Consider the following 1,500-nt stretch of genomic DNA (forward strand, 5'->3'; position numbering starts at 1 on the left):
GGGGCTAGTGGGCCTGCTCGTCGCCGACGCGCTCCAGCCGATAGCCATAGCCGTAGATGGTGAGCAACTGCCAGCCATGTTCGGGCGACAGGCCCAGCTTGTTGCGCAAACGGTAGATATGGGTATCTAGCGGGCGCGAGGAATGCACTTCTTCATGGGGCCAGAAGCGCTCGTAGAAGTACTCGCGTGATAGCGGGCGGCCGAGGTTGTTGAACAGATAACGCGCAATGCGGTACTCGCGCTCGGTCAGCGTCACCGGCTGGCCGGCGCGGCTGACGCAGAGCTCGGCGTCGTCGAACAGCAGGTCGCCGAACTGGCTGCGTTCGGCCTCTGCCGGGCGGACTCCGCCGCGACGGCGCATCACCGCGAGGATGCGCGCCCGCAGCTCGTGCGGGCGAAAGGGCTTGCAGATGTAGTCGTCGGCACCGGCGTTGAGGGCTCGCACCACGTCCTGCTCGCTGTCGCGGCTGGTGATCATGATCACCGGTGGCGAATCTTCCAGGTGCTCACGGCTCCACTTGAGAATCTGCAGGCCACTGATGTCCGGCACCTGCCAGTCGAGGATGAGCAGGTCGTAGCGCTCGCGCTTGAGCCGCCGGAGCATCTCTTCACCGCGACAGAAACAGTGCGTGAGCCAGGGCGCGCGCTGCGACTCGTCCATGCTCTGCAGGGTCTGCTCGAGGCGCTGCAGTTCAGCCGTCTCATCGTCCAGTATCGCCACGCGCATGGCCTGTCCTCCGTTACTTCGCTGCTCTGATCGCCTGGCTGGCGATGAATTCTCGCTGATTCTGAAGAAATGTGACGGATCCCTCAAATCCCGCGGGGTGCTTGCTAGAGTCCGCGTCAAAGGGAGGGGCCCCGGTGTTGTCTGCGGGGCCTGTATCAGGCCGCCAGGGAGAGGGCGGATGTCTGGAGGCAAAGGGGCGTTGATGCGTACAGGAGTCGTGTTGGCATTGGGGTGCTTGGCTCTGTTGTCGGTCACGCCCACGCGTACTCGGGTGTTCGTCGAGGCAGAAGCGGCGTTGCCACGCCAGCCGGTAGGCCATCTCGAGCAGAGGGTCTGGTCCCGTCCTGCGGTGCCGGAACATCTGCTGCTGATCGGCGACGACTACCCGCTGGAGGTGGTGAGGCCGCGCTGGGTCTTTTGAAGACCCTGTCCAGGGACGGTTTGGGTACCCGGCTTGGGTGTCCGGGCAGGGAGCCCGCATCGAACCGGTCCGGGATGGACCTTGCCTCGTGGCTCAGGGACTGGCCGTCGGGGTTCCTGGCGGTGGACGGCGTGCCATGGAGGCTGCCGTCGGCTGGCCAGAGGGGCGCAGGGAGGCGCTGCCCCTCGTTCATGTCGTGTGTGCTGGAGTGATGATGATGAATAAATACGCTGCCGAACTGCTTGGTACGTTCTGGCTGGTCATGGGGGGCTGCGGTACGGCCATCCTGTCGGGGTTCGGTGTGGGCCTGCTGGGTATCTCCCTGGCGTTCGGCCTGAGCGTGCTGACCATG

The 1,500-nt window shown here is 64.9% G+C and carries 2 protein-coding genes and 1 pseudogene; 2 read left to right on the forward strand and 1 reads right to left on the reverse strand.

All coding sequences use genetic code 11. From position 1 onward, the window contains the following. Positions 1-4: 4 nt before the first annotated feature. Complete coding sequence (locus tag J0A65_RS23245) at positions 5-727, reverse strand: response regulator transcription factor (RefSeq protein ID WP_134675766.1); 723 nt, start codon at positions 725-727, stop codon at positions 5-7. Positions 728-905: 178 nt separating this feature from the next. Between J0A65_RS23245 and J0A65_RS23250 the strand changes: the two genes are divergently transcribed. Beyond that, complete coding sequence (locus tag J0A65_RS23250) at positions 906-1,148, forward strand: hypothetical protein (protein WP_037051528.1); 243 nt, start codon at positions 906-908, stop codon at positions 1,146-1,148. Positions 1,149-1,356: 208 nt separating this feature from the next. After that, a pseudogene (locus tag J0A65_RS27555) lies at positions 1,357-1,500 on the forward strand (aquaporin); the annotation flags it as partial.

Source organism: Bowmanella yangjiangensis, assembly GCF_017255015.1.
GTDB lineage: Bacteria > Pseudomonadota > Gammaproteobacteria > Enterobacterales > Alteromonadaceae > Bowmanella > Bowmanella yangjiangensis.

Excerpts from the sequence above, each read along its gene's own strand:
- J0A65_RS23245 (WP_134675766.1), bottom strand. The coding sequence starts at position 727 with ATGCGCGTGGCGATACTGGACGATGAGACGGCTGAACTGCAGCGCCTC.
- J0A65_RS23250 (WP_037051528.1), top strand. The coding sequence starts at position 906 with ATGTCTGGAGGCAAAGGGGCGTTGATGCGTACAGGAGTCGTGTTGGCA.